28 protein-coding genes are annotated in these 25,717 nt (G+C 45.3%); 11 read left to right on the top strand and 17 right to left on the bottom strand.

Features of this window, described 5'->3' with window-relative positions:
• Positions 1 to 74 precede the first annotated feature (74 nt).
• The 10 genes from JOE49_RS12705 to JOE49_RS12660 form a co-directional block, all read right to left on the bottom strand.
• Entirely contained in the window at positions 75 to 1,109 is a 1,035-nt protein-coding gene (locus JOE49_RS12705; protein ID WP_209941408.1) for an NAD(P)/FAD-dependent oxidoreductase, read from the bottom strand.
• Positions 1,110 to 1,262: 153 nt separating this feature from the next.
• Entirely contained in the window at positions 1,263 to 1,766 is a 504-nt protein-coding gene (locus JOE49_RS12700) for a DUF1572 family protein (protein ID WP_209941406.1), read from the bottom strand.
• A 24-nt stretch (positions 1,767 to 1,790) separates the two neighbouring features.
• The gene (locus JOE49_RS12695) at positions 1,791 to 2,240 is read right to left on the bottom strand and encodes a hypothetical protein (RefSeq protein ID WP_209941404.1); all 450 of its coding nucleotides are present in this window, start codon (positions 2,238 to 2,240) and stop codon (positions 1,791 to 1,793) included.
• Positions 2,241 to 2,268: 28 nt separating this feature from the next.
• The gene (locus JOE49_RS12690; RefSeq protein WP_209941403.1) at positions 2,269 to 2,790 is read right to left on the bottom strand and encodes a GNAT family N-acetyltransferase; all 522 of its coding nucleotides are present in this window, start codon (positions 2,788 to 2,790) and stop codon (positions 2,269 to 2,271) included.
• Positions 2,791 to 2,835: 45 nt separating this feature from the next.
• The gene (locus tag JOE49_RS12685) at positions 2,836 to 2,994 is read right to left on the bottom strand and encodes a hypothetical protein (RefSeq protein WP_226887782.1); all 159 of its coding nucleotides are present in this window, start codon (positions 2,992 to 2,994) and stop codon (positions 2,836 to 2,838) included.
• 72 nt (positions 2,995 to 3,066) lie between these two features.
• On the bottom strand, positions 3,067 to 3,558 hold the full coding sequence (locus JOE49_RS12680; protein WP_023987712.1) for an 8-oxo-dGTP diphosphatase: 492 nt from the start codon (positions 3,556 to 3,558) through the stop codon (positions 3,067 to 3,069).
• Between the two features lie 154 nt (positions 3,559 to 3,712).
• Positions 3,713 to 4,174 carry a hypothetical protein gene (locus JOE49_RS12675; RefSeq protein ID WP_075153944.1) on the bottom strand — a complete coding sequence of 154 codons (462 nt, stop codon included), beginning with the start codon at positions 4,172 to 4,174 and terminating at the stop codon, positions 3,713 to 3,715.
• Between the two features lie 11 nt (positions 4,175 to 4,185).
• Entirely contained in the window at positions 4,186 to 4,614 is a 429-nt protein-coding gene (locus JOE49_RS12670) for a GNAT family N-acetyltransferase (protein ID WP_075153943.1), read from the bottom strand.
• Positions 4,615 to 4,911: 297 nt separating this feature from the next.
• Positions 4,912 to 5,265 carry a FlxA-like family protein gene (locus tag JOE49_RS12665; protein WP_069080700.1) on the bottom strand — a complete coding sequence of 118 codons (354 nt, stop codon included), beginning with the start codon at positions 5,263 to 5,265 and terminating at the stop codon, positions 4,912 to 4,914.
• Positions 5,266 to 5,345: 80 nt separating this feature from the next.
• Positions 5,346 to 6,182 carry a hypothetical protein gene (locus tag JOE49_RS12660; RefSeq protein WP_209941401.1) on the bottom strand — a complete coding sequence of 279 codons (837 nt, stop codon included), beginning with the start codon at positions 6,180 to 6,182 and terminating at the stop codon, positions 5,346 to 5,348.
• A gap of 288 nt (positions 6,183 to 6,470) precedes the next feature.
• On the opposite strand from JOE49_RS12660, the gene JOE49_RS12655 reads away from it, so the two are divergent.
• The 3 genes from JOE49_RS12655 (at position 6,471) to JOE49_RS26905 (ending at position 7,910) form a co-directional block, all read left to right on the top strand.
• Entirely contained in the window at positions 6,471 to 7,046 is a 576-nt protein-coding gene (locus JOE49_RS12655) for a class I SAM-dependent methyltransferase (RefSeq protein WP_209941399.1), read from the top strand.
• Between the two features lie 15 nt (positions 7,047 to 7,061).
• The gene (locus JOE49_RS12650) at positions 7,062 to 7,667 is read left to right on the top strand and encodes a DedA family protein (protein ID WP_209941397.1); all 606 of its coding nucleotides are present in this window, start codon (positions 7,062 to 7,064) and stop codon (positions 7,665 to 7,667) included.
• Positions 7,668 to 7,820: 153 nt separating this feature from the next.
• Positions 7,821 to 7,910 (top strand): putative holin-like toxin, encoded by a 90-nt coding sequence (locus JOE49_RS26905; protein ID WP_007429455.1) that lies wholly within the window; start codon positions 7,821 to 7,823, stop codon positions 7,908 to 7,910.
• A 204-nt stretch (positions 7,911 to 8,114) separates the two neighbouring features.
• On the opposite strand, the gene JOE49_RS12645 is transcribed toward JOE49_RS26905, so the two are convergent.
• The 3 genes from JOE49_RS12645 to recQ form a co-directional block, all read right to left on the bottom strand.
• Positions 8,115 to 9,428 (bottom strand): alkaline phosphatase, encoded by a 1,314-nt coding sequence (locus JOE49_RS12645; protein ID WP_023987703.1) that lies wholly within the window; start codon positions 9,426 to 9,428, stop codon positions 8,115 to 8,117.
• A gap of 184 nt (positions 9,429 to 9,612) precedes the next feature.
• Positions 9,613 to 11,481: a B12-binding domain-containing radical SAM protein gene (locus tag JOE49_RS12640; protein ID WP_028543002.1), complete on the bottom strand. Its 1,869-nt coding sequence runs from the start codon at positions 11,479 to 11,481 to the stop codon at positions 9,613 to 9,615.
• A 54-nt stretch (positions 11,482 to 11,535) separates the two neighbouring features.
• A complete protein-coding gene (gene recQ / locus JOE49_RS12635) occupies positions 11,536 to 13,434 on the bottom strand; it encodes a DNA helicase RecQ (RefSeq protein ID WP_209941395.1) in 1,899 nt (632 codons plus the stop codon).
• A 223-nt stretch (positions 13,435 to 13,657) separates the two neighbouring features.
• Between recQ and JOE49_RS12630 the strand changes: the two genes are divergently transcribed.
• Complete coding sequence (locus JOE49_RS12630) at positions 13,658 to 14,671, top strand: RluA family pseudouridine synthase (protein ID WP_023987700.1); 1,014 nt, start codon at positions 13,658 to 13,660, stop codon at positions 14,669 to 14,671.
• 84 nt (positions 14,672 to 14,755) lie between these two features.
• Here the strand turns inward: JOE49_RS12630 and JOE49_RS12625 are convergent, their stop codons facing one another.
• Positions 14,756 to 15,604 carry a hypothetical protein gene (locus JOE49_RS12625; protein ID WP_023987699.1) on the bottom strand — a complete coding sequence of 283 codons (849 nt, stop codon included), beginning with the start codon at positions 15,602 to 15,604 and terminating at the stop codon, positions 14,756 to 14,758.
• Between the two features lie 698 nt (positions 15,605 to 16,302).
• Between JOE49_RS12625 and speD the strand changes: the two genes are divergently transcribed.
• Both speD and JOE49_RS12615 read left to right on the top strand, forming a co-directional pair.
• A complete protein-coding gene (gene speD, locus JOE49_RS12620) occupies positions 16,303 to 17,109 on the top strand; it encodes an adenosylmethionine decarboxylase (RefSeq protein ID WP_209941393.1) in 807 nt (268 codons plus the stop codon).
• Positions 17,110 to 17,380: 271 nt separating this feature from the next.
• Positions 17,381 to 18,799 (top strand): NAD-dependent malic enzyme, encoded by a 1,419-nt coding sequence (locus tag JOE49_RS12615; RefSeq protein WP_023987698.1) that lies wholly within the window; start codon positions 17,381 to 17,383, stop codon positions 18,797 to 18,799.
• A gap of 85 nt (positions 18,800 to 18,884) precedes the next feature.
• Here the strand turns inward: JOE49_RS12615 and JOE49_RS12610 are convergent, their stop codons facing one another.
• Both JOE49_RS12610 and JOE49_RS12605 read right to left on the bottom strand, forming a co-directional pair.
• Positions 18,885 to 19,565 (bottom strand): serine/threonine-protein kinase, encoded by a 681-nt coding sequence (locus JOE49_RS12610; RefSeq protein WP_023987697.1) that lies wholly within the window; start codon positions 19,563 to 19,565, stop codon positions 18,885 to 18,887.
• A gap of 136 nt (positions 19,566 to 19,701) precedes the next feature.
• Positions 19,702 to 20,433: an HAD family hydrolase gene (locus JOE49_RS12605; RefSeq protein WP_209941391.1), complete on the bottom strand. Its 732-nt coding sequence runs from the start codon at positions 20,431 to 20,433 to the stop codon at positions 19,702 to 19,704.
• 358 nt (positions 20,434 to 20,791) lie between these two features.
• On the opposite strand from JOE49_RS12605, the gene JOE49_RS12600 reads away from it, so the two are divergent.
• From JOE49_RS12600 to JOE49_RS12590, 3 genes are all read left to right on the top strand, one after another.
• Complete coding sequence (locus tag JOE49_RS12600) at positions 20,792 to 21,646, top strand: hypothetical protein (RefSeq protein WP_209941389.1); 855 nt, start codon at positions 20,792 to 20,794, stop codon at positions 21,644 to 21,646.
• Positions 21,647 to 21,759: 113 nt separating this feature from the next.
• A complete protein-coding gene (locus JOE49_RS12595; protein WP_013309319.1) occupies positions 21,760 to 22,515 on the top strand; it encodes a threonine/serine exporter family protein in 756 nt (251 codons plus the stop codon).
• 20 nt (positions 22,516 to 22,535) lie between these two features.
• Complete coding sequence (locus JOE49_RS12590; protein WP_013309318.1) at positions 22,536 to 22,970, top strand: threonine/serine exporter family protein; 435 nt, start codon at positions 22,536 to 22,538, stop codon at positions 22,968 to 22,970.
• A gap of 121 nt (positions 22,971 to 23,091) precedes the next feature.
• Here the strand turns inward: JOE49_RS12590 and JOE49_RS12585 are convergent, their stop codons facing one another.
• Entirely contained in the window at positions 23,092 to 23,604 is a 513-nt protein-coding gene (locus JOE49_RS12585) for a GNAT family N-acetyltransferase (RefSeq protein WP_209941387.1), read from the bottom strand.
• A 197-nt stretch (positions 23,605 to 23,801) separates the two neighbouring features.
• Between JOE49_RS12585 and JOE49_RS12580 the strand changes: the two genes are divergently transcribed.
• Positions 23,802 to 24,530 carry an MBL fold metallo-hydrolase gene (locus JOE49_RS12580; protein WP_028543006.1) on the top strand — a complete coding sequence of 243 codons (729 nt, stop codon included), beginning with the start codon at positions 23,802 to 23,804 and terminating at the stop codon, positions 24,528 to 24,530.
• Between the two features lie 72 nt (positions 24,531 to 24,602).
• Positions 24,603 to 25,691, top strand: a complete 1,089-nt coding sequence (locus tag JOE49_RS12575) for a M24 family metallopeptidase (RefSeq protein ID WP_209941380.1) — start codon at positions 24,603 to 24,605, stop codon at positions 25,689 to 25,691.
• The last annotated feature ends 26 nt before the right edge of the window (positions 25,692 to 25,717 follow it).

Below are 25,717 nucleotides of genomic sequence, written 5' to 3'. Positions count from 1 at the left end.
TGAATTGTAGTCGCGGAAGTTCTTTTACATTTTCCCTGCCCTATTTCTAATCCTATATAACTTATTCCGTATTCTTACTCCACGACACCAAGCTCGCGGTTTTTTTCCTTGAATCGGCTGTTATGAGAAGATACATATGCCGCTTTGTCAGCTGCTGGATCAATGTACAGCTTGGCGCTGTTCAGTGCAAGGGCGGCATCTGTGAACGTACCGGCAATTAGATACAGCTTGCTTCCGTACTCGACAAAATCGCCTGCTGCGAAAATCCCTGGCAGATTCGTTTCCAGCTTTTCGCTCACTCGGGCATGCCACTCACCCATATCCAGTCCCCAATCCCGAAGCGGGCCGAAGTCGGATTTAAGTCCATGATTTACGATGACAGCATCGACATTCAACACCTGTATTTCGCCCGTATCTACATGACTGATCGTCACCTGTTCAATCGTCTCTCCATTGTTGCTATGTAGCTGACTCACCGCGTATGGTGTGAGGACATGGACCGAGGATGATTTCATACGAGCTACATTTTTCTCATGTCCGCCAAAGTGATCCCGACGATGTACGACGGTCACACTCGCCGCAATAGACTCTAGCTCATTTGCCCAATCCACCGCCGAGTCGCCTCCACCGGAAATCAGGACGTGCTTGCCCCGGAATGGCTCCAGCTCTTGTACAGTATAATGCAGGTTCGTAACCTCATAGCGGTCCGCCCCCTCAATCTCCAGCTTAGCCATTTTGAGAATACCATAGCCTACTGCCAGAACGATCGTGCGTGTCCAATGCTGTTCCCCTGTGGCAGAAGTTAGCAGGAACGTGCCATCCTCTTGCCGATCCAAACCAGTGATCTGCTGTCCCAGCACAATGGTAGGCTCGAACGTCCGCGCCTGCTGCTCCAGCTGATCAATCAGCTTTTCACATAAAACCGGGGTAACCCCCCCGACATCCCAAATCATCTTCTCTGGGTATATGCGCATTCGTCCGCCCAGCTCATGCTTGGCTTCGATCAGCTTGGTTTTCATATCTCTCATTCCACTGTAAAATGCGGTATACATACCGGCAGGACCACCGCCGATGATCGTTACATCATATAATTCCAAGGACACTGTCACTCTGCAACTCTCCCTATCATAACGTAATATGTCTGCTTCTATTATAAGTGATAATAATTATCAATATCAATTAAGAAATAAAAACATGACCATTAGAGAGGCTTTCGTGACCTTAGAACTACATTTTATAGGTTTATATAGCTACTGATTCCATTATTCTCGTAGATTATGCAAGGATTGCTGCACTATCGCATGCAATGCTTTTTCATTAAGTCCTGTCTGTACAAATTGAAAACGGTGATCTGCCAATCTCTGAACTCGGTCTATGATCTGCCCCAGATGATAAGCCGTATGCTCCACCACATGGTATATGTCATACATATTTATCGCCCCCGTATGGTCCAATGCTGCACAGAAGGATGAAAAAGCTTCTTCTACCTCATCCATCAGTTGTTCCTTGTTTTGCATGGAAGGTATAAAGCTATCCTCCATTCCTTGCTTGTATGTAATCGTCGGATCTATGAGCTTGGCTGCGTTTCTGCGCACATGCACCATGATATGGTTGATGATCCCACCAATGCTATTCGTTTCCGTCTCACCTACGCGCCATAGCACCTGTTCATCCAAAAGCACAATGCATGTCCGCAACTTTACCAAATATTGATCGTACATTCTGTGCTTGGATATGATTTTAAACTCATGCATGGAAGAATCCATATATTTATTTCCTCCTTCGTCCTATCAAGTGAATGTTTCAAAAAAATTACTTCCCTCGATCATCCAATACTGTTCAGGTGAAGGTACCTCGTTCAAAAAGTTTTGATATTCCCCTTTCCACCCCGCTGGGACATAGTGTTCAAACGAGGCTGGCTCAGGAAATAGCGAATAGAGAACTTTTTCATCAAAGTTAACATACAGAGCAGGACAGAACTCCAACACTTCATCCTGATGCTGAATAGCACCATCAAGCAACTGGAGCATTGAAGTTAGTTCCCCAGTAGCCACCTTATATTCACAGATGTGATCCAAAAATGCTCCCACTGTGGTTTCATCCAAAATAGGGATACCAAACCGTTCCTCCATCTCGGTATTCAAAAACCAATACTCTCTTTCCGTCACATACCAATTCCATTCCCCTTCAAAGATAACACCAACAATGATGTTTTGCGCATATTCAGGCCATAATTTCATGAGCTTCTCGCGTTCCCTTCTTTCTCACTCACAGTTCGATCCAAAACCGGTTTACACGGTTTCCGTCTTCCTCTATGTAATCCTTGTCCGGCGTTCCGCCATTTTGTATGATTGTTTTTTTGGAGGCAATATTATCAGAGTCGCATACGACCAGGGCTCGGGAAATCCCCAGCTCTTTTGCTTTTTCTAACGCCAAGGCCAGCATTGTAACAGCGTACCTGTTCCCTCGTGCAGAAGGACGGATACCGTAACCGATATGACCTCCGGCATTCATTAGGTGTTCGTTAAGATCATGCCTGATATTCACTGCTCCCACGACCTGTTCATTCGCATTCACAAGCCAGTATGTTGAGCTTTTGACCCAGCCTTCAGACAGGTTGATTCCATTTTCCTGATTACTTAAAACCGTCAGCATACCTTCAAAATCGTACGGCTCTACAGAGATCACCCAAGGTACCATATGCTCCTGACTCTTTTTCCATTCCTCATAAAATGAAAGATAAGCGTCCTTCCAGCTCTGATCCGGTTTTACCAATCTGACGGTCTGCATCCACTCACGGCCTCCTCTTTAAACGTTCAATTCATCTGCTATTGCTTATATTTCAATATCCATAAATTTTTGCGCCCAATCTGCAAAAGAGAGCTTATTATCCCAAGTGACTCGCTTCATCGCTTTGGCACATCCCCAGTTTAGAATCTGCTGATGCAGCATATGCACCCGGAAACGCTCAGTAAATCCTTCTTTGGCTTCCATCCCTTGTGCGTAAGCAGTAAGAAAACCTTTTGCCTACTCTTCTTCGCCGTTCTCCAGATGTCGTCGTCATCTCTATACACCATAGCTCTTAATCGTTGCTTCCAGGGTTTCATCCGTATCTGCTAGCCAAACGAAACTAACCTCAAACGTTCCCGGCTCGAAAAACAATGGAAATCTCCGCTTAAACCAATCCTGCATCGGCAGATTTAGCGCCTCCTTCATATCCACCCACAGCAGTTCTCCCTCAGGGGGATTTTTTAATAGGTCACCTTCAGTGGCTGTAGCCAAATAGTTAAAGACCATATATCTCAGCCCTTGACTTGGATCACAATATTCGTCGATTCCTTTAAATACAATTTCCGTAACGGTTAAGCCTGTTTCTTCCTTTACTTCACGAATGGCTCCATTCACAATGCTTTCTGGAAACTCTACTTTTCCTCCTGGCGCAATATAACCCGGAAACCCCTTTCGATTTGGTCTATTCATAAGCAATACCTTACTTCCGTCTTGAATCATACACATGGTATATATTTTGTGTGTCACTTCTGTTGTCAATCCGATCATACCTTTCTTTATTCACGATTCACTATAATCTAGCTTTTAACTTTCACACCGACATACTGTGGTTAAATATGGAATTCACCATACTTTAACTCGTTATTTTGTAGAGCGCAATAACTCTAACCATAGACTAGATTAGCGGGGTAACTTGGAGCGATCACAGTCCCTCGTCAAACAACTGTAGGCCTATGATTTCAAAGGCGACACCGTCGCCCGATTTAACGTTGACATCACCATTCATTTCTTCAGAATCCAAAATAAACGTAGTGTCTCCTATTACAATCTCCAGACATTCTATCCCGCCTGCTTCGCCCTGCATCACTTGATGTATCGTTCCTTGAATCCAGTAGTCGCCTAGCTTGGGTTGAGGTCGAAAAATCCCTGTCTCTTCAGTAGACTTCAGCCTTCTGAACCCTTCTATACTGGATTGAGAAGTCTCGACCGAAATGACACAGCCGGGAATCATCTTATTCAAGCTTTGTTCATACGGAACAACATACGCATATCCAGAAGTCAGTTCATGCCAAAAATATGTCCAGTAGCCGTATACTTTTTCCTTGCCAATACTACGAATGATGATATGATGATCTTTATTTATTTCCTTGATCTGTACGCGCATATATAGAGTCCTCAGTAGATACTTTTCTTATAATAATAGTGTTTAAAGCCTCTTGGAGCATCGTCAATGACACCAACTACTTCATAGCCATGCTTTGCATAGAATTCGGGCGCTTGAAAAGTAAAGGTATTAAGTTGTATAAAATTACACCCTTTATCTTTAGCAATTTGTTCGATTTCACCAAGCAGTTGTGAACCGTAGCCCTTTCCTCTGTAGCGCTGATCTACCCACAAAATATCAACCTCCACCCAGTTCCAACATAGTACACTTAGGAGACCGCCGATCACCTGACCATCTTCATCTTTGAGCGTAAGATTAATCTCTTCGTATCGGGTTCGAATATCTGCTGGGACGTGTTTCGCATTAAACTCAATCAACTTGTTTCTGACTAAACGCGCTTCATCTCTACTACTTCGATTCATCTGAGGTTCCAGCGTCATGGCATAAATCCTCCAATTTGAAATGATTACTAGCACTTACTGATTTAAATATAGAAAATAATAGGGTTAAAATACTTTCATCTTCCTACTGTTATATATTGTATATACTTTTCTATGTTTAGTCACATGATTCAATTTAGATGGACAGAATTATTCTAATCTAAATATCGCTGATTAAAGTCGCTCCCTGGATTCATGCAAAATATTTAGTAAACGAAAAAAGCAGGCCCCTATGAAACGGAGAGCCTGCTATCGTTTGTATCCATCGTCTGTCCTACAGGAAAAAAGATGGGATGATTAAATTGAAATATCCAGTGATTTCCCCACTCCCGTAATATCACTGCTGTTAGCGCTGTTGATACGAGTTGTTTCCGTGTTACTTGGAGCGGGCTTTTCCATTTTTGGAGTTGACGTGCTGCTGGATTGCGAACTTTGCTGTGCAATTTGAGCTTCAATCTGTTTAATTTGCTGCTGAAGCTGCTTCATTGTTGTTTCTTTTGTATCTTTATTATCTTTACTTTGCTGTACCTTGTTGTACTCCGCTTCAAGTTGAGCTTTTTGCTTTTCCAGACTAGCTGTTTCGTTGGTACTGGATGAAGACGAAGTGCTTGCAACAGATATAGAACTGCTGGAAGTGGATGAAATGTTCATACGAGATTTCCCCTTTATAAAAGTATGAGTTTACACGTGTGGGCTAACCGGTTCTAAGCTATGGTATTGCACTCTAATGACTAATACGACGATGATATAGATTGTTCAAAAGTCTTAGCGATTTTATCGAATAAAGCCGATATTTCTTCATCTGTGGCATTTGATTCGTCTGTATTTCCCCACGCGTCTTTTAATGTAGAAAGCAGATCTGTTTCCTGATCTTTGTCCGAAGCTGTTGACCCGGATATAAGACTGGAACTCAGAACGCTTTGCAAATCACTCAGCAAGGATCTTTTTTCATCTACTGTAAGCTCTTTCTCAGATGTAGTGCTGTTATCCTCTTGATTGGAAGTCTCTTGGATATTCCATGCGAATGGAGGCATAATTCCACCCATTGCCTGCATCATAGGAGGCAGACCACTGCTATCCATTTGAGGATGGGACGGGTCTCCTTCAGGCGGCGGTGCAGGACGATTATTTTGGATCGTTTCTGCTATCTTATCGAATAGCTCCGATACTTCCTCATCTGTTGCCGTCGAAAGATCCACACCGGCTAATAAGTCGCTAACCGAAGCCAACGGATTCTTCATGCTATTGGTGAGTTCATCTGTATCAGAGGAAGCACTTGAAGACATCAGATAACTTTGCAGATCAGACAACAGCGTTTTCTGCTGGTCTGTAGTTAGTGCAATGGTATCCTGGTCGTCGTACTTGTAATCATTACTGTAGTTTTCCGTAGGAAGCGGAGCCTGCATTCCTCCCGTGTATTCCATAAATTCCTTGCTCAATTCGAGTGAATCGTTAGATTTCTTGTGTGTGGTATGACCCGTGGTATTTAGTCCATTCTCATTTGACTTCACCGTATTCGATTGATCATAGGAAGTCGTGATGAGATGCCTGTTAATGGATAGTGACAAAGTAGATCCCCTCTCAATGTACATAATGTTTTTAGCTGCCCACCTACCTTTCATCGGCAGCAAATCTGAATGCAACCTGAGGGTATGCTGAATGATAACTGAATAAATACAGACTCACTAATACCGTAATCCTTTTTTTTATTTCCTAGACCATAGTCAAGGAAAATCCCCTCCGCAGGACGGGGGGATTAACCCTACTCGAGACAGGAGTAAGTAAAGGGATAATTTGTTACTCTTAGCAAAGAATAAATAAACGTATTCTAAAAATTGAAAGTAGGAGAATGATGTATGATCCGTATTAGCCATTTGGTTCACGAGAGACTTATGTTCCTATTCAAATTTTTGTACTCGCCTGCATATGTGGGTAGTGTAACACCAAGTTCCAGATTTTTAGCTAAAAATATGATAGAATCCATTCCATGGAGTGAAGTTGATGCTGTTGCCGAGCTTGGTGCTGGCACGGGGGCAATTACTCAATACATCCCCTGTGCTGCTAAATTTCAACCAAAGGTTTTACTCTTTGAAAAGGACCAGGCCATGCAGCAGAATTTAAAAAGAAGATTCCCGAATTATCTGTGCTATTCCGACTCGCGTGAGCTTCAGCTTGCTATGAAAAATGCCCAAATAGAACAGCTTGATTGCATAATTAGCGGGCTGCCATTTTTCAATTTTCCACAAGAGATGCGAAATCAAATTGTAGAACAAATTCATCTATCACTCAGGGATGGAGGAATGTTTGTCGCCTTTCAATACTCTAAACAGATGAAGCAGCAGTTAGGTGAATGGTTTGATATTGAAGAAATCAAGTTTGTGCCTATGAACGTTCCACCCGCATTCGTGTATGTATGCCGAAAGAAAGCATAAGAAAGGAGTATGCGTATGGACGTGGAATATTTAATTTCCATCATCGAACAATACGGCTATGCAGCATTATTCTTTTCTCTATGGCTCGGAATTGTAGGTCTGCCCATCCCGGACGAAGTCATTGTGATGACTGGCGGGGCTGTAACAGGCATGGGCATACTTCACCCGTTACCCGCTTTTTTAATTGTATATCTTGGGGTTATATCAGGCTTGTCCTTAGGTTATGTATTGGGGAGAACCGTGGGTACCCCGATTCTAGAACGTTTGCGCCGGAAGAAAAAAATGGACAGGTACATTACGTTTTCGGAAAAATTAGTACATAAGTATGGAAACTTCACTATTTGCATCAGTTATTTGCTGCCGATCGTCCGTCACATTATTCCATATATTGTCGGAATCAATAAAATGAGCTTCAAGCGCTATGCCCTCTTCTCTTATTCAACGGGCTTGATCTGGACGCTAATCTTCTTTCTGCTCGGACGTATCTTTGGCGATCATGTACAAGCAGCAGGAGAACTGATCCATCGTTATGGCCTGCAGATGGCATTGCTTCTCATCATGCTGACAATTATATTTTTTATAATGAAATTTGTGTGGGGGAAGAAAACAACGGAGGAGTAAAGGTTGAGTATATTCTGCATGTCCATAATATAAGCGAATTTAAAAGTTACCTTTGGTTTTGTCCTTTTTAGCAATACTATCCATATGATATACTATAAACTAACAACAGAATGGCTTAGATGGGCGGTCGGCTAGTCTCCTGCAAAGGAGGTGATGCCTGTGGAGGTTAAAGATACATTAATGTTGATGATTCAATTTGCAACATTGGTGATCTTGATTATTTCCTTCAACAAAAAGAAATAGACCGCCCTCCGGAAAAGGTTAGCGGTCTATTTTACTAATCCAACCCTACAGCCACCGCCCTTATAAGCGGCTGTTGTAAAAGAGTGAGGATGTTGGTAGCATCCTTACTCTTTTTTAGTATATACTTATTAGCTTTAGTTTATCACAGGAAAAACCATATTGCCAATATGGAAAATCTTTTTAAGAGGCAGCTTTCACCCTACGTTACTTCTTTAATTGAAGCAGCTTAACCAGCTTGTCATGAATGGCAGTATTCGGGTAATTCCCGCTAAACTGAGAAGATCCGGGGCCCATCGCGGTTAACGCCACATCAACAGATGTATGTCCTCCTGTGGTCCAGTCGATATAAAACTTTTCATTAGAGCCTTTTACAGTAAAAGGACCATCCTCTTTGGAGACGCCTTCACCGGATTCATCCTCCGCATCTTCGCCTTCAATCGCCAAACCGCCCGTTTCATGATCTGCCGTCACCAACACTAATGTATCTGGATGCGCTTTGGCATACTCTTTAGCTACTTTAACGGCCTTATCAAGTTGTTGCCCAGCCTTAATCGTTAACTCACCTTCATTGTCATGCGCCATCTCATCCGTTCCTTCTTCCTCTACCATCAGGAAAAAACCTTTTTGGTTTTTGGAAAGAACATCAATCGCTTTAGCCGTCATATCCGGTAAAGAAACCGTTGGGTTGTAAGAGTTACCCAGCTTGTTGTGAGCTTGAAACATCTCTTCATTGGCGAACAGCCCTAACAACTTAGAACCTTTAGCTGCTTTCATTTCTGTCTGATCTGTCACATAGCTATAACCCAGCTTCTTCGCTTGTTCCACCAAATTTCCTTGAGTTCCCTTACTAGCTTCCTCAGGATCTTCTGCCGGAGCATCTGGATGTTTGCCTACTGTTCCTGCAGGGTACCAGAAATCCTCGCCACCGCCCAGAATAACATCCACCTTGCTTTTCTCCAGATACTGCTTGGCAATCTCGCTTTGAGCGGAGCGTTTTTCGACATGCGCACCAAAGGCGGCCCCGGTTGCGTCTGTCACTTGGCTTGTCGTCACAACACCTGTAGACATGCCTGCCTTTTTAGCCAGCTCCATAATCGTTGTCACTGGTTTTTTATTCAAATCCATTCCGATCGCGCCGTTATACGTTTTCACACCTGTTGCAATTGCAGTCGCAGCGGCGGCGGAATCCGTAACAAGATTATCCCCTGAACTTGTGCTAACCAAGCCAGTTACAGGCATGTTGTCCATTTCAAGTAATCCCGATTTCCCTACCGTCGCCAAGCGAATCGCGTTGCGACTTGCTTCTCCCATACCATCGCCGATAAAGAGAATGACATTCTTAGGAGCATCGACTTTCGCTGACGAGGTTTTCAGTCCTTTGGATACCTGTGCGGTAGTAGACTTGGTACTAGATGAGGCTGCAAAAGCGTTAGGGATATTAGCAGATAACAATGGCGCACTCAAAACGGTAATGGCACCGAAAGCAAGGATACTCTTTTTCATCGAACGCTTTTTCACAAGGTCACACTCCAATAAATTTAATATTCATATATGATAAAGTAATCATATATCTGCTTTGTAAAGCATCGTAAAGCAAAAGATTACACGAATGTAAAATTTGGAGTGACCACCTGTTTTTTATAAAACAAAAGAAGACACCGACTCTTGGTTTATCAAAGTCGATGCCCTCTGGCGTCTATATTTAAATGGCGGCGATATTTTTGCCGATCGGCATGGTGTAGTAGAGCGGTTTTTGCTGTCCATTTTGCTGATAGACTACAAGCAGAAGCGTGCGGCCTTCGGCTGTCAATGGGCTTCCCCCACTCAGGATATGATCCAGACTAAATGGCAGTACATCCAGCACCGCGTGCTTTTGCAGTTCCTTTTCACTCAGCTTCAATGAAGCAAAGGCTGGAATAATCTCGCGGTATGGCTGAGGCTGTTGATTGCCTACATTCGCCTCACCTGTACTCTCCTTGCTCGCATCTGCCACTAAATCTGCAACCGCAGGTGACAACAGCGCGTCCGGGTGCTGGAGAATCATTTTCATGTAGCTGGACCAATCGTCCTTCTCCAAGGTATGCTCCCACCAGATTTTACGCGGCTTGTATTTATGGTTCAGGAAATAATCAAGCTTCATCAGTCCAAGCACCATATCCATTCGCTTTGTTCCACGCGATTCCAGAAAGGACTGGAGACGCGTGAACAAGTCTTCGAGCTGATGTCCGATTTTTTGCCAGCCCTGTCCTTCCCAGTAGTCTCCGAATTCCTGAAAGAAATCAAAAGCGGACGAGAATTCACGCTCAATCAGATAGTTGACTGTATGATCCATACGATGAGAGTTCCAGTATTTCTCCAATACATCTTCCAAGCGCTTGAGCCGGACGATATCGGCAAAGGAAAGGACGTCATTGCTCAGCATTTCATACGGCGCAACATCCATATACGTATAGTTATACTTGTCTGCGTCGATACGCAGTCCGGTGCCACGCAGCATTTTGAGGAAGCCAAGTTGAAGCTCTTCCGGGCCGAGCGCAAAAACGTCATTAAACGTTTTACGGAATGTGTTGTAGTCCTCCAAGGGCAATCCGGCGATCAAATCCAAATGCTGGTCGATTTTACCGCTTTGTTTGACCTTGGTAACAGTACGGGAAAGTTTGGTAAAGTTCTGGCGACGCTTAACCAACTCATTGGTGGGATCATTCGTTGATTGGACGCCGATTTCAAATCGAAATACGCCCGGTGGCGCGTTTTCCGCCAAATAATCCAACACCTCAGGACGCATAATATCTGCCGTAATCTCAAACTGAAAGACACAGCCACGGTGATTTTCAATCAAAAATTTGAACATTTCCAGTGCATAATCGCGTTTAATATTAAACGTCCGATCCACAAACTTGATTAGGTTGGCCCCATTGTCGATCAGATACAAAATATCTGACTTTGTGCGCTCGATATCGTAATAACGTACCCCAACCTCAATGCTGGACAGACAAAACTGGCAGCTGAACGGACAACCCCGGCTCGTCTCAAAATAAACAACCCGTTTCCCGAGTTCCGGTATATCCTCTGCAAAACGATAGGGCGACGGCAGCTCGTTCAAGTCCGCTTTCGGGCGGCCGGGCATCTGAATAACCTCTTCTCCCTTACGGTAAGCCAGTCCATATACAAAATGGAACTTGCGATCCCCTTCCAGCTCCTGCAGCAGTTGATGGAATGTTTCCTCTCCTTCACCAACCACGATAAAATCCACATTCGCCAAACGCTTCATCCAGTGATCCGTATCGTAGGATACCTCCGGACCACCCAGAACAATTTTGACCTCGGGCATAATTTTTTTCAACACATCAATGACTTTAATCGTCTCTTCAATGTTCCAAATATAACAGGAAAAGCCGATGACATCTGCCCCCCGTTGAAACAAATCGGATACGATGTTCATCACCGGGTCCTTAATTGTGTACTCCGCCAGCTCGATATCAAAGTCCTTTTCACTGTAGGCTTTGAGGCATCGAATTGCCAGCGAGGTATGAATATATTTTGCATTTAACGTTGATAAAATGACTTTCATAGGTCACAACCTTTTATAGTTTGCATGAACTGTTCTATCCTTGCCTTAGTATAGCTATTCAAAATCCTCGTACACATCGTCTGCATAAATTTCGTCCTCGCTTACCGTTCCCCCGATATTCCCCTGATTTTGAAAAAAATCAAGAAATGGCTTGCCGTACTTGCGGAACTTCACTTCGCCGACACCCTTGATCCGCAACATGTCTGCCTCGGATTGCGGGCTCGCTACGCTCATCTCACGCAGCGTCGCATCATTGAAAATGATATAAGACGGTACATGCTCCTGAGCGGCCAGATCGCGACGAATCAGGCGCAATTGCTCGAACACGGTTTCGTTGACTGCAGCCGGGTATGCATCGCGTCCCTGTCGTCCGCGTGAACCTGCTCCACCTGCAAAAGCCGTGGCATGTCGCACCACACGCTGCATGACTTCTCGCTGGCCTTTCAGCACTTCAGCCGCAAGCTGCTGCAAGCGTACGACCGGATACTGTCCCTCGGACAACATCAGATAGCCTTCCGAAACAAGAACATTGATAATTTCGGCAATTTCTTTTTCCGTCCGGTTGCCCATCACGCCATAGGTTGGCAGGCTGTCAAAACCATACTGCAGTACTTTTTTGTTACGCGAGCCTTTCAAGACCGAGGCGACCATCGAGACCCCATAACGTTCCCGCATGCGATGAATGCACGAAAAAATCTTTTGCGCATCTATGGTCATATCAACCAGTTCCCGCTCATCTGTACATGAACTACATATACCGCAAGCTTCATGCTCTTTCGCTTCTCCGAAATACTCAAGCTGTGCCGTACGTAGGCAACGAGTCGTGTAGCAATAATCAACCATCTGCTGGAGCTTGCGGTAGTCGTTGCGCTTGCGGTCTTCATCCTGTGGATTTTGCTCAATCAGAAACTTCTGCGTCACAATATCTTGCGGTCCGAACAGCAAAATACATTGACTCGGGTCGCCATCACGTCCTGCGCGTCCCGCCTCTTGCACGTAAGCCTCCATATTTTTAGGCATGTTGTAGTGAATGACATAGCGTACGTTCGATTTATCTATCCCCATGCCGAAGGCATTGGTTGCTACAATGACACGGATATCGTCGTACAAAAACCCTTCCTGGCTATCTGCACGTTCCTGATCTGTCATCCCGGCATGATAGCGCCCGGCTGCCATGCCTGCGTCACGCAGCCGTTGGTACAAATCGTCCACGTCCTTACGTGTCGCCGCATAAATAATGCCCGATTCCCCCTCATGCTCACGGGCATAATTCAGTAAAAAGCTGCGTTTGTCTTCCCCGCGCAGCACACTGAACGCCAAATTGGGCCGTCCAAGGCCTGTAACGAACGTCTCCGGTGAGCGCAGACGAAGCAGGCGCACGATGTCATCCATGACCTGCGGTGTCGCCGTTGCCGTAAACGCAGCCACGATTGGGCGTTCATACAGCCCGTCCACGAATGGAGCCACAGCCAGATAGCTGGTACGGAAATCATGGCCCCACTGGGATACGCAGTGTGCCTCATCTACCGCAACGCAGGAAATTGGCAACTGAGCCATTTCATCGCGAAACCAGTCCAGTTCCAGTCGTTCCGGTGCGACATACAGCAACTTCAAGTCACCATTTCGTGCAGCTCGTATGCGGTCATTCACTTCTCGACCACTCAACGTACTATTGATGTAGGCAGCAGCAATCCCCATTGTGGTCAGCGCATCCACCTGGTCTTTCATCAGCGAGATGAGCGGTGACACGACAATGGTCAGCCCCTCATGCAACAACGCGGGGATCTGGTAGCATATCGATTTTCCGCCCCCTGTCGGCATGATGCCCAACGTATCGTTGCCCTCCAGCATACTGGCCACAATTTTCTTTTGTCCCTCCCGGAAATCGGGATAGCCATAAAATTTTTGCAGCAAGTCCTGCGCCCGTTCCAATGTTGGTGCTTGTACACTCATAGTTTCAAAACTCCTCATATTTCTAGCGTCCTTGACGCATATCGGCTTTTCTTTCGTTACCTTTAGTTTACCGGGGTTCAGGGTAATGTTCAACCGCTAGAAGACTGCCAATCTGGTTTAGTCCCTTATGGCGTTCGCTGTTTTCTCATGATATAGTGAACACGGTGCCGCAAATTTGTCCATAACTATGAAGAGACACGGTTCCAAGAAGGAGAAAGAATCCATGAACAATCGGAAACCCCAACGGAAAAATCATACAAAATCTACGTCAAACGCAAGCCATTCCAAACGCAGTCATAAACCTGCCGGAAGATCTGGCTCCCATAAACCGGAAGCTCAACGGAGAACGAATGCTTTAGATAAAGCCCCTGCCAAAACATACATCGTCCAGGAGCCTGCCGAGCTATTGAGCTTTTTAGTAGAACATGTGACTGGCATGGGTCGTAACTCCATTAAATCAGCACTGGCTCGTGGGCAGGTGTCCGTCAACGGCATTCCGCGTACCGTGCATAATTTTCCACTGGAGCAAGGTCAGACTGTCGCTCTTTCCAAGGAAAAAATAACTCCCGTCGTACCACTGACTGGGCTACGTATTTTGCATGAGGATGAAGCCATTATCGTTATCCATAAGGATGCCGGGTTGCTGTCCGTGGCTTCAGCGCAGGAGCAGGAAGTAACAGCATATCGCCAGCTTACGGCCCATGTGAGGCGCGAACATCCGTACAATCGTATTTTTGTACTGCATCGTTTGGATCGTGATACATCAGGAGTGATGATGTTTGCGAAAAGCGAAGCCATACAGCAGGAAATGCAAAAAGCGTGGAAGGAAGTTGTGTATGAACGAACATACATTGCTCTTGTCGAAGGACAAGTTAAAAAAGCTGAGGGTACAATCACTTCATGGCTGAAAGAAAGCAAGACGCTAAAAATGTATTCCAGTCCTTATCCGAATGACGGACAGCACGCAGTCACTCATTACAAGCTGCTTCAAGCCAATCGGCATTTTTCTTTGCTGGAAGTACGTTTGGAAACCGGACGCAAAAATCAAATCCGCGTACATATGGAGGATATCGGCCATCCAATTGTTGGAGATAAAAAATACGGTTCCAAATCCAAGTCGATTGGGCGTCTTGGCCTACATGCGAGGGTATTGTCATTTATTCATCCCGTCACCGGAGTATTGCTGCGTTTTGAATCCGACATTCCTAAAACCTTTTTGAATCCGTTTCGGGAGTAGAATTGGCAAAGCATACGGAGATTAGATGGAAAAATATAAGAGGAAATGAGGGGGCTGTAGAAGACAGCACCCTTTTTTGATTGATTAAGCGGTATACCTCCGAACACCATCAGCCATTTTCATCAACTCATCCCATATATATATGGGCGTATTACACACTGGACAATCTACCCAACCGTTTAAATAGGGTAATTGGGCAAGCAGCTTGTTCTCTTCAATTTTTTGGGCATATTCGTGTAACCACTGCATATTAGCACCTCTACGGTCCAATGAACGGGGGCTGATCGGATGGGGAACCAGATTGTCTGAATTTACAGGATCTTTATCATAGACAACCAGGGTGTCATTCTGTTCATCAGGCCAAATATAGAGCGGGGTACCGCAATGCGGACAATCCAGCGTATATTCGTCACCTGTATCGAAGCTTTGTAGCATATAAGCTACGCAGCGATAACCCTGAAAAGCAGCACCCGCAGCCAGAACATAGCGTTTACCGATATCTCCTTCGTGTTCCTTCGCATAGAGCACCATTTCTTCAGTCAATTCTGCAAGTCGGACAATGGCACTCCGATATTGCGCATAAATATATTCAGCCAGACTAGAATCCACTTTCACCTGATCCCTTGTAAATTCCAATGGAACTTTGGTATGTAGAGGATTGTTATTCTTCGCTTCGAATATTCCGCAAATGTTATATATATCTGCACGAATCCCTATATCAGAACTTTTTAACGCAATGTCTACAAGGTAAGGTACAGCCGCAAATGTACAAGTATACAACGTATTTTGGTGATACAGTTCCTCCCAATACAAGGTGTCAGCCATTTCGCCGTCATATCCGGCTTGGAGCTGCTTCAACATTTCTGGGACGTATTGAGAAGAACCGTAGGGGCCTTGGAGCAGAGTCCAGGCCGGATCGGACAAAGCCAGCATCTTGATACTCCTTTCACCGTTTTTCTTACAGTAGAGGATTTTGCAAAAATCTCATAAGCGACTTCCAATGAACTTTCCAATGAACAAGATATAGATCGAAATGGTTTAGTCCGTCTATATCTTGCACTTCGGAGCGACTGGAATCGAATTTTGCAAAATCCTGACAGTAACATGGGATCGGTTTGTAAATTAAATTTTGCTATCAAAATTCATTTTAACTTCATAATTCTCAGCTTCTTACGTTTATTTCATTATACGCACATTATTAGCTGAAGTTGCTTTTCTCGATTTACGCAATATACAAAATCACTATTTTTTCGGGTCTATAATCATATTCGGTTAAGCTTTCAGCATTGTGAAGGTGACACACATTAAATTAATGAATTACTAACCCGGTTCTTATGTTTTACTACGAGTCCTCTGTCCATTCAGTTCCTTTGCCCTATGCATAGTCTACATTATAAGTCCTGTTACTTAAAAATCGCTGAGTAAGAAATAAAGTATATATACGTTAAAATTTCCATACATGTAAAAACAAAGACTCTGCCCTGCCTGTTTTTAATTATGCCAAACGGGTAAGACATAGTTGTTCAAGGCTTTAATCTAACAGCTACAGAACTGATTTTATGAATCGGTATATGAAAAGGAGTGTTGGGAATATTATGTATGAATACTGCGACTATAAGGGGAAATAGCCTATGACCATAACACCGGAACAGCGGATTACCCTGCACGGATTTAACAATTTGACCAAATCATTGAGCTTCAACATGTACGATATTTGTTACACCAAAACCAAAGAAGAACGCGAGGCGTATATTGAATATATTGATGAACAATACAACTCAGATCGGCTGACAGCTATTTTAAAAAATGTATCTGACATTATCGGCGCCCACGTACTCAACGTAGCCCAGCAGGATTATGTACCTCAAGGAGCCAGCGTAACAGTACTTATATCAGAAGGACCCATTGTGGAGGTACCGACTGAATCTTATGACGAGTCACCAGGCCCCCTGCCTGAATCTGTCGTGATACAGCTGGATAAAAGCCATATTACGGTGCACACCTACCCGGAATATCATCCAGACGAGGGGATCAGTACGTTTCGAGCTGATATTGATGTCTCTACCTGTGGGGAAATCTCCCCGCTCAAGGCACTCCACTATTTGACTCATTCTTTCGACACCGACATTATGACGATTGATTACCGGGTACGCGGCTTCACACGTGATACGAATGGACATAAGCTTTTCATCGACCATGATATCGCCTCCATTCAAAACTATATTCCAGACGAAGTGCGCAGTCAGTATGACATGATCGACGTGAATGTGTATCAGGAAAATATTTTCCATACCAAATGTAAGCTAAAACAATTCGATCTGGACAATTACCTGTTCGGCTACACCAAGGAAAGTCTGAGTGAAAAAGAGCAACAAAATATATCAACACGTCTCAAAATCGAAATGGACGAAATTTACTACGGTAAAAATATGACGTAACAGATCGAATGCGTGAAAATAAAATAGATCATTTTATAAAAAAAAGGATGATCGCTTGGACTGGAATACAGCCTGGCTTTCGTCCTTTTTTAAATACAAAATAATAGATATTACTCAACTTGATCTGTACAAGCGAGAGATTGTTCACTATGATAGGGGAAGAAACCACTAATTTAAAATATCAGCATAGATTTACATCCGTTTCCTATTGTAAGCGCAATCAATTGATCCTAAGTATGATTTTGTTATGGAAGACAAAGGAGGAATTTGTATGCAAGGCGGTATTGGCGGTAAAAACATCATTTTGCGATTGGAAATTTCCACCGGACACATCCAATTTGGTCAATTGATTACGCTGGTAAACGAACATGGCGGAGATGTGATTGCCATTGACGTCATTAGCACCTCTGAGAAGGTCACTGTGAGGGATATTACAGTTACCATTGCCGATCCAGCAGAAATCGACCGAATGATTGCTCGGATTAAAAAAGCACAAGGTGTTAAGGTATTATCCATCTCTGATCGTACCTTCCTATTACACCTCGGGGGCAAAATTGAAATGCAGCCCAAAGTCCCAATTCAAAACCGCGATGACTTATCCCGGGTATATACCCCCGATGTGGCACGCGTATGCATGGCGATTCACGAGGAACCGGACAAAGCTTTCCGCTTGACGATCAAGCGCAACACGGTCGCTGTCGTCTCTGACGGAAGCGCTGTTCTCGGGCTAGGGAACATCGGTCCCTATGCAGCCATGCCGGTTATGGAAGGCAAAGCCATGCTGTTCAAGCAGCTCGGCTCCGTCGATGCCTTTCCAATCTGTCTGGATACGCAGGACACCGAAGAGATCATTAAGGCCATTAAACAAATGGCCCCAGCTTTTGGCGGGATTAATCTGGAGGATATTTCGTCGCCACGATGCTTTGAGATTGAACAGCGGTTACGTAAAGAGCTGGACATACCTGTTTTTCATGACGATCAGCACGGCACAGCTGTCGTTTTATACGCAGGGCTGATCAATGCGCTCAAGGTTGTCGGCAAAGCCCTGTCTGACGTCAAAATTGTCGTCTGTGGTATCGGGGCTGCGGGTGTGGCCTGTACGAAAATTTTGCTATCTGCAGGAGCAGTCAACATCATTGGCGTAGATCGTCACGGAGCGCTTACAGCTGATGAAACATACGAGCATCCGATGTGGAACTGGTATGCGCAGCATACCAACCCTGAACGGCTGTCGGGCACGCTGTCCGAGGTTCTGAAGGATGCTGACGTGTTTATCGGGCTGTCGGCAGGTGGACTACTGCAACGAGAAGACGTGAAACGTATGAAAGAAGCCCCTGTGCTGTTCACTATGGCTAACCCGGTTCCCGAAATTGCGCCAGAGGACGTCGAGGACATTGCGGGTGTCATCGCCACCGGACGTTCGGACTATCCTAACCAAATTAACAATGTGCTTTGTTTCCCTGGCATCTTTCGAGCGGCGCTCGACTGCCGTGCCCGTGAAATCAACGAAGAGATGAAGCTGGCGGCCGCAGAGGCCATCGCAGGCACGATCCGTCCTGAAGAACTAAACAAGCTGTATATTATCCCTGGTGTATTTAACGAGAGTGCAGTTCAACGGGTGCGTGAAAAGGTGATTCAAGCCGCGATTGCGAGCGGTACAGCCAGAAGAGTGCCTCGGGATTTCAGATAAAAGAAAAGGATTGCTCCCCTAAATACGGGTGCAATCCTTTTTGCTATGGAAAGGTCAGTCTGCATATCCGTTTTCTTTACAGCGGTTATGACCTCCATTTAGAGAACAATTGACTGGCACGCTGGGCAAACTCCTCCAGATTAAAGTTGGAGTTGTCCAGCTTGTAGTACCATTTTTTAATCGTATCCAAAATCCATGAGGGAACCTTAACCTCCGAGATACCAGAATAAAACGTATGATACGCCCACACCAAATGCTCCCAGCGCTTGTCATCGCCTTCCTTCACGTATTCAGATACATCCAATACCTTGGCACGTCCGTCTTGCATGAGTACATTCTTGAGGTGAATATCACGGGGATTCAGCCCCTTGGATCGGACAAATTCCCTCGCCTTTTCCACATCTAGAATGACCTGCTCTGGCACAGGAATTCCTTGCAGCAGACAATCCAGCAGCGTAATACCGGATTCATAACTTATGACAATATACTTGTCGCCTTTTCCGTAATAATGAGGAAAAAAGTCAGACCCTCGCAAACGCTCATATACGTCGGCCTCCGCATCTTTCTTCTCGATCGCCATGTCTGAGTACACCTTGAACGCGTAGCCTGGCAACGTATCGAGCGTAAATACGGCCGCATCTGTCCCGATGCCAATACAGCGGACGTCTTGAGTGCCTGTTTTAATGGTAACCGGATCATTATCCTCCGTACTGTATACGGTCACTTGACTTATGATGTCTTCTGCCTGCCTCCATTGTTCTACCATGCGCGATCCCCTCCTTCTCTGTTCTAAACCAATACCAATAAAGTTAGTTCTATAACAGATAAATAGTATTACGGGTTATCTTTTGGAATGGCTTCAAAATAGGTTGATTCTTATATAAATACGGTATATACCGTGTCTATCGAGCGTCCGGCAGAAGCAACCTTCTTAACTCTGCATAGCTTGCTGCTGTTTTATAGATCCCCAGCACGTCAGTCTCCGGGGGAGCGTTCCTGTGATTGAACCAGATCACCTGCCAATTCGCAGCTATAGCTCCCGCCACGTCATTACGCCAGGAATCCCCAATGTAGCAGCAGTGCTCTGCTAACGTTCCTGTCCGTTCGTTCACTACTTCAAAAATGCGCGGATCAGGCTTGGCATAGCCAACGGTCCCAGATACAAAGATATGCTCTGCTGCAACATGATTTTCCAGTGCCATGGCCTTGATCTTGCTCATCTGGTGTTCTTCAAGACCGTTTGTAATTAATCCAACTAAAAAGCCAGCCGAGCTCAAATCATTTATTAACGAGGTCGCCCCCTCAAAAGGCTCAATTCGGTACTGACGATCCAAGTATTCTTGTTGAACATCTACTGCCTGCTCACGGGTAATTTCTACCCCGAATTCTTGTAAAGCCAGAATGAAACGGCCTTCCCTCATCTCATCCAGTTCATCCGGCCCTGCCTTCCCCTCCAATAGTCCTCCTTTAGCCGATAGTACATCGCTGTAATAGCGAATACGATGGTAGGCTTTCTCATAAGGAAAACGCTCACTCAATCCTAATACTGTACGCAATGCATCGCGTGTAGGGTGCAAATGATCGTACATCGTATCATCTACATCAAAAAAAACAGCCTTCTTTTGCAAATTCATATGCCCACTTCTTTCTGTTAAATCTTCGGATGACGCTCCTTTTCACCTTGTCCTGATATTATACCCGTTGGCCTGTTACGTTGCACCTTGTCCTTCAACTGCGCATCCTGCAATCACACTTCACGTTTGCTAACATACACTGAAAAGACCGCATTTTCACAAACTCACTTTACTTCTCTAACGAGCTAACATAGGTATCTTGTCCTGCTTTGCCCGAAAGCGTTTTATTTGACAACACACGGGTAAAAGGTCACATTTTTGAAAATATTCGTCATACAGGTTTACATTTCGTGTAAAATCACGTACCTTTTAGGGATGAACGCTTTACGGATGTACTTGGATAAGGGAGGCATACACGATGGATTCCGGTTCTAACCTAGCCTATGGATCAGCTACACCTTTGATTGAGGCACTTATAGAATTTGAAAAAGAGCTCGAAGCGAACCGGCATTCTCTGAGTTTTGATTTGGGATTGATTATGGAGCAGGGCCGCGCGCCACGATATATGGCTACACCACCAGATGTTGTTCCTTTTGCCCACGCAGGGGTGGACGGAATACATTATGGCTTTTTAACGGATTTTGGGCTTGAAAAGGACCTTTCCCGGGCCCCTATAGTATGTGTATCTCCCGTCGATTGGACGGGTGTGTGGGTGGTTGCCCGTCATTTGCAGGATTTTTTAAGCGTTGTTTATACAGAGAACAGTTCATTAAAACGATACTACGCCAGTGGAGATGACTATTCTGGACATGCAGGTCAGCGACTGCCTCAGATTGTAGATGAACGCACCGCGTTTGTACGCGAATGCTTTCGCGAACGCTTTGGTATCGAACCGATTCAGGATATGGCTGCGTATATCGACAGCTTGCGAACAGAACGGAAGCACAATGAAGCAGCTCCTACGCTAAACGGGTTGGGCATCCAGTTATCTTCTTCTGCCAAGCATAGCTCTTCTATGGAGAGTGCCCTCTTGACCGTAACGGAGCCTTTCCTTTGGGAACAACAAGGCGAAGCTGTGCGTGAGTTGTTCCACAACAGTTCGCGAGAAGCCAGACTGGCTTTTATTCGGGATGCCCAGACACGGCATTTGTTCACCCATTCTGCCCTTCGTGCTTTTGTAGCTGGACAGCTTAAGGTGATGGGTCTGTCTGAGGCCGCAACATATCTGGAAGAGTCCTACTATACCGTTATTCCCGATATGATAGAATCTTGACGAAATCCTTGGCTTCCGCCTAACATGACCGCCTCTGAAAAGGCGGCTTTTTGTGCTACAATAAATGAAAATAATAGGGTCAAACGGCCCGGTACGAATGAAAGAGAGCGAGTATGAATAATCATTCCTATCCTACTCCTGAAATCATTGAAGTTTGTCTGTTGGCGGGCAAACTGATGATGCAAAATGGAGCCGAAACCTATCGTGTTGAAGACACGATGTCCCGCATTGCTTCAGCCTATGGCATATCCCAGTCCCATAGCTATGTAACACCAACTGGGATTTTTTTTGCCATTAATGATTCGGAGCCTGCCAAGCTCATCCGCATCGTAGAGCGGACCACCGATTTGCACAAGGTGACAGAGGTCAATTCCATTTCACGTAAAATCAGTACAGGCGATTTGTCTCCTCGCGCTGCCGTCAAGGAGCTTTCGGAGATTGAACGTGGCCCCCTCCGCTATTCCAACCGTGTACAGCTGATGGCTGCTGCGTTGGCCAGCGGTTGCTTTATGATCATGTTTGGTGGAGTGTGGCGAGATTTCCCCGCAGCTGTGTTATGCGGAGGTATCGGATTTGCAGCTGTACAGTATTTTCACAGGCTCGTTAAGGTTAAGTTTTTCTCAGAGTTTTCTGCATCTTTTCTAATCGGCTTGCTGGCGGCTCTATTAACGATAGTAGGCTGGGGACAGATGATGGATAAAATTATTATTGGCTCTGTCATGCCACTGGTTCCAGGCTTGCTAATTACAAATGCCATCCGTGATTTAATGTCCGGGCACCTTGTTTCGGGTCTTTCCAAGGGAGCCGATGCTTGCCTGACGTCTTTCGGCATTGGAGCTGGCGTTGCGGTTATCATTTCTTATATGTGATTCGGAGGAGATTCAAGTCTATGCTTGCACAATTATTCACAAGCTTTATTGCCACCGCTGCTTTCGGCATACTTTTCCATGCCCCCCGGCGTTCACTACTGCAATGCGGTTTTGTTGGTATGCTAGGCTGGCTTGTCTATTATTCAACCACGGACAGCATGGGGCCTGTGAGCGCCAGCCTTTTGGCAACGATTCTCATCGGCATCGTCAGTCAAGGCTTTGCGCGGCTGTACAAAATGCCTGTGATTATTTTCAGTGTGGCAGGCATGATTCCGCTCGTTCCAGGGGGAATGGCCTATAATGCCATGCGCCAGTTCGTACAACAACATTATCCTCAGGCACTGGAGCTGGCCATGAGCACGCTGATGATCGCAGGTGCTATTGCTGTCGGTTTGGTGCTGTCTGAGGTGCTTAATCAAATTTTTCACAGCATACGTTTTAAACCACAGCGCTAAAAGCGATGAAAATAGCAAAGTAAAAGAGGCTGCTCCTAAAATCATCCGCAGTGTATGAGACGATTTTGGAAACAGCCTTTTTCTGTACACATTACAAAAAATATTTAACTGTCATAAGCTATTATTCATCCACTCGCTTGCCCAATATCGCTAAATCTCGCTCTATGCTGTCGAGCACAGCTACACGCGGATAGTATCCCCATTGCTCAAAACCAAACTTCCGCAGCAGCCCAATACTTGGCTCATTATGACCAAAAACAAATCCCAACAACGTTGTAATCCCCAGTCTCGGACATTCATTTAGCAAGTGCTGTACCAGTCGACTCCCTGCTCCGGTTCCACGAGAATCCTCATGGACGTATATGCTAATTTCTGCTGTACCGTTATAAGCTGGACGCCCATAAAAGGACTGAAGGCTGGCCCATCCGGCAATTGCACCCTTTTGTTTTAATACCCACAAAGGGCGGTGGTTTTCCTGATGAGCCTCAAACCATGGAATACGGCTCTCCACTGTCACCGGTTCCAGATCTGCTGTGACCATTCGTCCTGCGACCGTAGAATTATAAATGTCCACAATATCGGGAAGATCCTCTCTGCACGCAAATTCAATGGAAAAAGATTGGTCCTTATTCATTATTCGTATCCGCCTCCTATTGTGTGATTTATTTATTGTACAAGACAAGCGCCCGATCAGCCATATCGAGTTGTTTTGCGGATTAGTCCCAAAGGGTTTTATAATAGAGCTTGAAGAAAAACAAAAACGAGGTAAGTGATTTAACACAATGAGACGGGAGGTATGTTTCAGAGTCAGGGATTCTGAAGCAGCTTAATATGAATATTGGAACTCAACTCTTGATTTTAGAAATACCTATGGAATCTTTTTTTGGAAAAACGACCATTTATCCTGTACTGCTCAAGGACGAGGATGGACTTACACTGATTGACACGGGAATGCTCGGCCAATTGGAGCCATTACGCAAGGCTATCTCAGATGTGGGTGAGGATATCAGCCGCGTGAAAAGAATTATTTTAACACATCAGGATATTGACCATATCGGAAATGTTCATGCACTGCTGGATCTGCTGCCGAATACTGCCCTGTTAGCCCATAAGGATGACGTTCCTTACATGACAGGAGAGCGACCGTTTGTGAAGCTGACGCCCGAACGGATTAAACAAATGGATACTGTGCTTAAGCAGCAAGCAGAGGATATGATTCGCCGCCTACCAGATTTGCGCTTTGCTCATATTCTTGAGGACGGTGAGCATCTGCCTTATGGTGGGGGCATACAGATTATTCATACACCCGGTCACACGCCCGGGCATATAAGCTTGTATGTGCCCGCACAAAAGCTACTATTGGCAGCAGATGAACTGCTGGTAGTCGAAGGTGAACTGGTCGGTCCTGCAGAGTCGGCTACGCCGGATATGCCGCTGGCCCTGAAGAGCCTCGATAAACTAACTGTATTGGATGTCGAGAAGGTACTCTGCTACCATGGTGGTTACTATGATCAGAATGTACAGGCACGACTGCAAACATTATGTCAGGAAAGAGAATAAGTCATTCAATGCTATAAATAATTATGTATGAAGAGCTATAATGAATAAATAGACAGAAAGGAATGAGACTTTATGAATGAGAAAATAACCCGACTGTATGATGAACTGAAGTCACAGTCTTGGGACGGCCTGCTTGTGACCGATCCTAAACATATTTACTACCTGACGGACTTTGCCAGTGATCCGCATGAGCGTTTTCTTGGTCTGGTGTTGCTTCGGGACCAAGAACCAGAACTGATCGTACCCGCCCTGGATGCAGAAGCCGCCCAAGCTGCTTCTTCTGTGACTCGTATATCCACCCACACCGATACGGACAATCCATATGATCTGTTGCGTCAACGTACAGGCACCGGAGTGAAAACATTTGCGCTGGAAAAGGAGCACGTCTCCGTCCTCCGTTATGAACAGTTACATACTGCTATTGGCGCGGCTCAATATGTGGATCTGGGTCCTGTGCTTCAAGAAATGCGTGTGAGAAAAACTCCTGAAGAAGTACAACGTCTGAAACATGCAGCTCGTTTGGTGGAAGATGCTCTTCGCCACGGTCTCACCCATGTGCGTGAAGGGGTGACGGAAGTCGAACTGGTGGCAGAAATCGAATATCAGATGAAAAAAATCGGCGCAGATGGCCCGTCCTTTGACACAACAGTGCTGTCTGGACCCAAAACAGCCTTGCCTCATGGTGTTCCAGGCACCCGCAAGCTACAGCCTGGCGATCTGCTCATGTTTGATATGGGCGTATATTCCGATGGCTATGCTTCGGATATTACACGCACTTTTGCTTTTGGAAAGCTATCGGCTGAACTGGAAACGATTTATAATACGGTTCTTCGCTCGAACGAAGCGGGAATTGCCGCCATTCGCCCGGGAGTTTCCTGCGCATCCGTAGATCAGGCAGCACGGGCTGTTGTTGAAGCCGCTGGATATGGTCCTGCCTTTAACCATCGAGTTGGACACGGCCTTGGCATGAGTGTTCACGAATATCCATCTGTACACGGAGGCAATAGCGATCTGCTTCATGAAGGCTTCGTGTTCACAATCGAACCCGGTATCTATGTGCCAGGCCTCGGCGGTGTGCGGATTGAAGATGACGTTCTGGTCACCTCTGATGGTGTTGAAGTGCTTACCTCTTTTCCAAAAGAACTGACAGTGCTGGGATAAAAACATCGCTATTCATTATATCGGTA

The organism is Paenibacillus sp. PvR133, from assembly GCF_017833155.1.
Lineage (GTDB): Bacteria > Bacillota > Bacilli > Paenibacillales > Paenibacillaceae > Paenibacillus > Paenibacillus polymyxa_B.
Note: the sequence above shows the minus strand (reverse complement) of the source record. Positions and strands in the feature narration are given on the sequence as shown.

Bases quoted from the DNA above. Each gene is read 5' to 3' on its own strand.
- JOE49_RS12585 (WP_209941387.1), bottom strand. From the start codon at position 23,604: ATGAATAAGGACCAATCTTTTTCCATTGAATTTGCGTGCAGAGAGGAT.
- JOE49_RS12610 (WP_023987697.1), bottom strand. From the start codon at position 19,565: ATGGTAGAACAATGGAGGCAGGCAGAAGACATCATAAGTCAAGTGACC.
- JOE49_RS26905 (WP_007429455.1), top strand. From the start codon at position 7,821: ATGCCTGTGGAGGTTAAAGATACATTAATGTTGATGATTCAATTTGCA.
- JOE49_RS12675 (WP_075153944.1), bottom strand. From the start codon at position 4,174: ATGCGCGTACAGATCAAGGAAATAAATAAAGATCATCATATCATCATT.
- JOE49_RS12615 (WP_023987698.1), top strand. From the start codon at position 17,381: ATGCAAGGCGGTATTGGCGGTAAAAACATCATTTTGCGATTGGAAATT.
- JOE49_RS12630 (WP_023987700.1), top strand. From the start codon at position 13,658: ATGAACAATCGGAAACCCCAACGGAAAAATCATACAAAATCTACGTCA.
- JOE49_RS12650 (WP_209941397.1), top strand. From the start codon at position 7,062: ATGGACGTGGAATATTTAATTTCCATCATCGAACAATACGGCTATGCA.
- JOE49_RS12600 (WP_209941389.1), top strand. From the start codon at position 20,792: ATGGATTCCGGTTCTAACCTAGCCTATGGATCAGCTACACCTTTGATT.
- JOE49_RS12595 (WP_013309319.1), top strand. From the start codon at position 21,760: ATGAATAATCATTCCTATCCTACTCCTGAAATCATTGAAGTTTGTCTG.
- JOE49_RS12700 (WP_209941406.1), bottom strand. From the start codon at position 1,766: ATGGATTCTTCCATGCATGAGTTTAAAATCATATCCAAGCACAGAATG.
- JOE49_RS12695 (WP_209941404.1), bottom strand. From the start codon at position 2,240: ATGAAATTATGGCCTGAATATGCGCAAAACATCATTGTTGGTGTTATC.
- JOE49_RS12640 (WP_028543002.1), bottom strand. From the start codon at position 11,481: ATGAAAGTCATTTTATCAACGTTAAATGCAAAATATATTCATACCTCG.
- JOE49_RS12655 (WP_209941399.1), top strand. From the start codon at position 6,471: ATGATCCGTATTAGCCATTTGGTTCACGAGAGACTTATGTTCCTATTC.
- JOE49_RS12580 (WP_028543006.1), top strand. From the start codon at position 23,802: ATGAATATTGGAACTCAACTCTTGATTTTAGAAATACCTATGGAATCT.
- JOE49_RS12670 (WP_075153943.1), bottom strand. From the start codon at position 4,614: ATGACGCTGGAACCTCAGATGAATCGAAGTAGTAGAGATGAAGCGCGT.
- speD (WP_209941393.1), top strand. From the start codon at position 16,303: ATGACCATAACACCGGAACAGCGGATTACCCTGCACGGATTTAACAAT.
- JOE49_RS12680 (WP_023987712.1), bottom strand. From the start codon at position 3,558: ATGATCGGATTGACAACAGAAGTGACACACAAAATATATACCATGTGT.
- JOE49_RS12665 (WP_069080700.1), bottom strand. From the start codon at position 5,265: ATGAACATTTCATCCACTTCCAGCAGTTCTATATCTGTTGCAAGCACT.
- JOE49_RS12575 (WP_209941380.1), top strand. From the start codon at position 24,603: ATGAATGAGAAAATAACCCGACTGTATGATGAACTGAAGTCACAGTCT.
- JOE49_RS12625 (WP_023987699.1), bottom strand. From the start codon at position 15,604: ATGCTGGCTTTGTCCGATCCGGCCTGGACTCTGCTCCAAGGCCCCTAC.
- JOE49_RS12690 (WP_209941403.1), bottom strand. From the start codon at position 2,790: ATGCAGACCGTCAGATTGGTAAAACCGGATCAGAGCTGGAAGGACGCT.
- JOE49_RS12685 (WP_226887782.1), bottom strand. From the start codon at position 2,994: ATGGAAGCCAAAGAAGGATTTACTGAGCGTTTCCGGGTGCATATGCTG.
- recQ (WP_209941395.1), bottom strand. From the start codon at position 13,434: ATGAGTGTACAAGCACCAACATTGGAACGGGCGCAGGACTTGCTGCAA.
- JOE49_RS12590 (WP_013309318.1), top strand. From the start codon at position 22,536: ATGCTTGCACAATTATTCACAAGCTTTATTGCCACCGCTGCTTTCGGC.
- JOE49_RS12605 (WP_209941391.1), bottom strand. From the start codon at position 20,433: ATGAATTTGCAAAAGAAGGCTGTTTTTTTTGATGTAGATGATACGATG.